This is a genomic window from Actinophytocola sp. (genome assembly GCF_035712165.1).
GTDB lineage: Bacteria > Actinomycetota > Actinomycetes > Mycobacteriales > Pseudonocardiaceae > DASYTH01.
Map to the genome: position 1 here is coordinate 1 of NZ_DASTBH010000412.1, position 4,465 is coordinate 4,465.

The 4,465-nt window shown below is 71.0% G+C and carries 5 protein-coding genes and 1 pseudogene; 5 read left to right on the forward strand and 1 reads right to left on the reverse strand.

The features are described 5' to 3' along the window. Window positions 1-994 (forward strand): ATP-binding cassette domain-containing protein (locus VFO68_RS22865; RefSeq protein WP_325160409.1); only part of this gene is annotated, 994 nt, incomplete at its 5' end. 7 nt (window positions 995-1,001) lie between these two features. Then, window positions 1,002-1,613: an ATP-binding protein gene (locus VFO68_RS22870; RefSeq protein ID WP_325160410.1), complete on the forward strand. Its 612-nt coding sequence runs from the start codon at window positions 1,002-1,004 to the stop codon at window positions 1,611-1,613. On the opposite strand, the gene VFO68_RS22875 is transcribed toward VFO68_RS22870, so the two are convergent. After that, complete coding sequence (locus VFO68_RS22875) at window positions 1,595-2,473, reverse strand: oxidoreductase (RefSeq protein WP_325160411.1); 879 nt, start codon at window positions 2,471-2,473, stop codon at window positions 1,595-1,597. The genes VFO68_RS22870 and VFO68_RS22875 overlap by 19 nt on opposite strands. A 118-nt stretch (window positions 2,474-2,591) precedes the next feature. On the opposite strand from VFO68_RS22875, the gene VFO68_RS22880 reads away from it, so the two are divergent. The 3 genes and pseudogenes from VFO68_RS22880 to VFO68_RS22890 form a co-directional block, all read left to right on the forward strand. Beyond that, window positions 2,592-3,101, forward strand: coding sequence for an RNA polymerase sigma factor (locus VFO68_RS22880; protein WP_325160412.1), 510 nt, complete (start codon window positions 2,592-2,594; stop codon window positions 3,099-3,101). Then, window positions 3,101-3,988 carry a hypothetical protein gene (locus VFO68_RS22885; RefSeq protein WP_325160413.1) on the forward strand — a complete coding sequence of 296 codons (888 nt, stop codon included), beginning with the start codon at window positions 3,101-3,103 and terminating at the stop codon, window positions 3,986-3,988. The genes VFO68_RS22880 and VFO68_RS22885 overlap by 1 nt, the downstream gene beginning before the upstream one ends. A gap of 51 nt (window positions 3,989-4,039) precedes the next feature. Continuing rightward, a pseudogene (locus VFO68_RS22890) lies at window positions 4,040-4,465 on the forward strand (hypothetical protein); the annotation flags it as partial.

A 4,465-nucleotide genomic window follows, 5' to 3' on the forward strand; every position in this document is an offset into this window, starting at 1 on the left:
CCGCGAGAACAACCTCAAGGACATCGACGTCTCGTTCCCGCTCGGCTGCTTCGTCGCCGTGACAGGGGTCTCCGGCTCAGGCAAGTCGACGCTGGTCAACGACATCCTCTACACCTCGCTGGCCAAGCAGATCTACAACGCCCGCACCGTGCCGGGCCGGCACCGCCGCATCGAGGGACTCGACAACGTCGACAAGGTCATCCACGTCGACCAGTCGCCGATCGGCCGCACCCCGCGGTCCAACCCGGCCACCTACACCGGCGTCTTCGACCACGTCCGCAAGCTGTTTGCCTCCACGCCGGAGGCGAAGATGCGCGGCTACCTCCAGGGTCGGTTCTCGTTCAACGTCAAGGGCGGACGCTGCGAGGCGTGCTCCGGTGACGGCACGATCAAGATCGAGATGCACTTCCTGCCCGACGTGTACGTGCCGTGCGAGGTGTGCAAGGGCGCCCGCTACAACCGCGACACGCTCGACATCGAGTTCAAGGGCAAGAACATCGCCGAGGTGCTCGACCTGTCGTGCGAGGAGGCGCTGGAGTACTTCGCCAACCAGCCGGCCATCGCCCGCCACATGCAGACGCTGGTCGACGTCGGCCTGGGCTACGTCCGGCTGGGCCAGCCGGCCACCACGCTGTCGGGCGGCGAGGCCCAGCGGGTGAAGCTGGCCTCCGAGCTGGCCAAGCGCTCGACGGGCCACACCATCTACATCCTCGACGAGCCGACCACGGGCCTGCACTTCGAGGACATCCGCAAGCTGCTCGGGGTGATCAACGGCTTGGTGGACAAGGGAAACTCCGTCATCGTGATCGAGCACAACCTGGACGTGATCAAGACCTCGGACTGGGTCATCGACATGGGTCCGGAGGGTGGTTCCGGCGGCGGCCTGGTGATCGCGGAGGGCACTCCCGAACAGGTCGCCGACCTGACCGAGAGCTACACCGGCGAGTTCCTGCGCACCGTGCTCGGCGAGGCGACGGCCGCCGCGGCCGGCTGAGCACCCCGTGCAGGAATGGCGGAACACCACCCACGACTGGGCCGTGCAGGTGGATGGTGACCACCTCACCCGGATTCGGCGGTGTCCGGCGGAGTTCGCGCCCGGCGGGGTCGCACACCTGATCCTGGAGGTGCTCGCCTACCCGGCCGACGAAGCAGCGGACGGCGCGGGTGGCCGGTGCACGCTCACCCTGCACCCCGACGGTTCGGTGAGCGTCGCCGACAACGGACGCGGCACCGACACCCGGATGGACGCCCAGGGCCGGCCGGTCCGCAAGCCCATCATGGCGACCCGCGACCTGCGGTTCTTCGAGCATCCCGACCCGCCGGCGCTGCCGGACGGCCATCCACGCCGGGGCATCTCGGTGGTGGCGGCGCTGAGCGAGTGGCTGGAGCACACCAACCGGCGGCACGACGGCTGCTGGACCCAGCGCTACGAGCACGGGGTGCCGGTCACCGGCCTGATCCCGGTCGACGGCGACGGCACGACCGGGACGACCGTGCGGTTCCGGCCCAACCGGGAGGTCCGCGCGCTGGGGGCCCCGGCCACCGGCCTGGTCGGGTCCTGGCCGCGGCTGGCGGTGACGGTCGAGGACCTGCGTCAGGCCGCGAACTCGTAGGTGAGGCCGGTCAGCCGCTCGGACAGGTCCCAGAGCCGGCGGGCGGTCTCCTCATCCCGGGACGCGGCGCTGGAGCTGACGATCTTCGGGTGGCCGCGCATCTCGAACAACCGGTCCGGGCCCACATAGCTGCCGGTCGGCAGGTCCTCGACGGCCGCGTAGAGCGTGGGCAGCGCACCCTGGGTGGCGTTCTGGGCGAGCAGGTTGCCCAGAGCCATGATCCGGTCCTGGAAGCTCTCGGTGTGCGACTGCAGGTTGGTGGCGGCATAACCGGGGTGTGCGGCGATCGCCCGCACCGGTGAGCCCGCGGCGGTCAGCCGGCGCGCCAACTCGTAGGTGAAAAGCAGGTTGGCCAGCTTCGACTGGCCGTAGGCGCCCCACCGCTGGTACTTGCCGCGTTCCCAGTTCGGGTCGTCCAGCCGGATCCGGCCGGCCCGGTGCGCGCTGCTGGCGACCGTCACCACGCGATCCCGCAGCCGGTCGAGCAGCAGCCCGGTCAACGCGAAGTGACCGAGGTGGTTGGTGCCGAACTGCATCTCGAAGCCGTCGGCGGTGCGGCGCAGCGGCACCGCCATCACCCCGGCGTTGTTGATCAGGATGTCCAGCGGCTCGGTGATGGTGCCGGCGAAGGACCGCACCGAGGACAGGTCGGCGAGATCGAGCGTGCGCACCTCGACCTTGCCCGGCATGGCCGCCGCGGCCGCCGCGCCCTTCTCGGTGTTGCGGCACGCGATGATCACCCGCGCACCGGCCCGGGCCAGCGCACCGGCCGCCACCGCACCGATCCCGCTGTTGGCTCCGGTCACCACGACCGTTCGGCCGGTCTGGTCCGGGATGTCGGTCACCGCCCATTTCGCCATGCGGCACAGCGTAGGGGCTCGATCAACAGCGGGAGTTACCGATCGGTGATCTCGGCCGGACAACCGCGCCGGCCCACCAGGCGACCTGTGCATGAATGCACGACCACTGGGAGGCGCTATGGAGAAGATGACTTTGCCGGGGGTGCGGGCCGAACCGGGCGGGTCGATCGGTGACCTGTACCGCGAGCAGCGACTGGGTCTGGTGCGGCTCGCCGTACTGCTGCTCGGTGATAAGCAGGCCGCCGAGGACGCGGTGCAGGACGTGTTCGCGTCGCTGTGGTCCCGCCGGTTTCACCCGGATCGGGATGCGTACCTGCGGGTGGCGGTGGTGAACAGATGCCGCTCGCACCTGCGCCACCGGGTGCGGGCCAGAAACCGGCACACGCCCGGCGACGTTCCCGGACCGGCTCCGGACGAGCGGCTGGCCCTGGCCGAGGAACACCGGCAGATGCTCGCCGCGATCGACCGCCTGCCCGGCCGCCAGCGCGAGGTGGTGGTGCTGCGCTACTACGCCGAGCTGTCCCTGACCGAGATCGCCGCCACGCTCGGGATCCGAACCGGAACCGTCAAGTCCACCGCCGCTCGCGCGCTGACCGCGCTGCGCCGCTTTCTTGAGGAGGAGAACTGATGAACGACATCGAGCAGCGGATCGGCGAGTCGTTGCGGGCCCGGGCGGCGCTGGTGACCGAGGACTCGCTGCGGGTTCCGGTCCCGGCGCCGGCCCGGCCCACCCGCCGATACTGGCCGGCCCTTGCCGCGGCCGGGTTCGTCGTGCTGGCCGCGGCCGGGATCGGCCTGTCCCTCGGAAGTCCGGACGCCACCGTCGCGCCCCCCGCGACCTCGTCGGCCACCCCGCCGCCGAGCAGCAGCAGCGCGCCGACGACCACGTCGACCACGACCTCGGCGCCGGCAACGTCGACGCAGCCCCAGACGGCGCCCCCGACGACGCCGGTCATCTGCGGTCGTGCGCCCTGCAAGGTGGTGCAGACCGTCCGGCTCGGCCCCGACGTCATCGAGCTGCTGGCGGCGCCGAGCACGCTCTACGCACCCCAGCTGGAAGCGCCGGAGATCCGGGTGAACGGGGGCCCGCTCCTGAAGAACAAGCCCAAGCACGACGCCTTCGTCGACAACGGGTCGCTGCGGTGCAGCACCGTCGCGGGGCGCTCGGTGTGCCTGCTGCACACCTGGTACCTGGGCGACTCGGACACCAGCTACGGCCTCGTCAAGGACGGTTCCGGCTGGCGTTACACGGGTGCCGCCTTCCCCACGCCGTACGGCAACTTCGCCATCGACGTCCGGGACCTCGGCGGGGACCGCAAGCTCGAGGTGGTCGCGGTCGAGCAACAGACGTTCAGTGGGCCCGGCGAGGGGATGTTCACGGCGACGGTCTGGCGCTGGGACGGTACCCGGATCGGCTGCTCACCCCGGGTGGCCGCGAAGGAACAGCTTCCCGGCTGGCCCAAGGTGGCGCCCGACCCGGCCACCCTGGACAACGCGAACTGCGTCTCGGGGTGAAAGTTTCTTGAACCCGATTGAACCGGTCCGCGCGACGGCTCGTGTGGAGGGGTGACGCACCAGACCAACCCCGGGCAGGAGGCCGAACCGGTGACCCGCACCCGAGGCCCGGTCGTCGCCGCGGCGACGACCGGCCTGATGGCCCTCGCGGCGTGTGCCCAGCACGACGGCACGCCGGTGAGCGACCTCGGGACGCGGTTGGCCGTGGCCGAGCGGGGTCAGCTGGGGCCGGTGGTCACCGACCAGGACGGGCACACGCTGTACCGGTCCGACCGGGACCGCGCCGACCCGTCGGCGGCCACCTGTGTGGACGCCTGCGCGCGGCTCTGGCTGCCGATGATCGTCTCCGATGCCGGAGCGGTCGGGTTGACCGGGGTGAGCAAGACCCTGGTCGGCACGGTGCGGCGCACCGACGGCGGCAACCAGCTCACGCTGAACGGGTGGCCGCTGTACCACTTCGCCGAGGACGTCAGACCC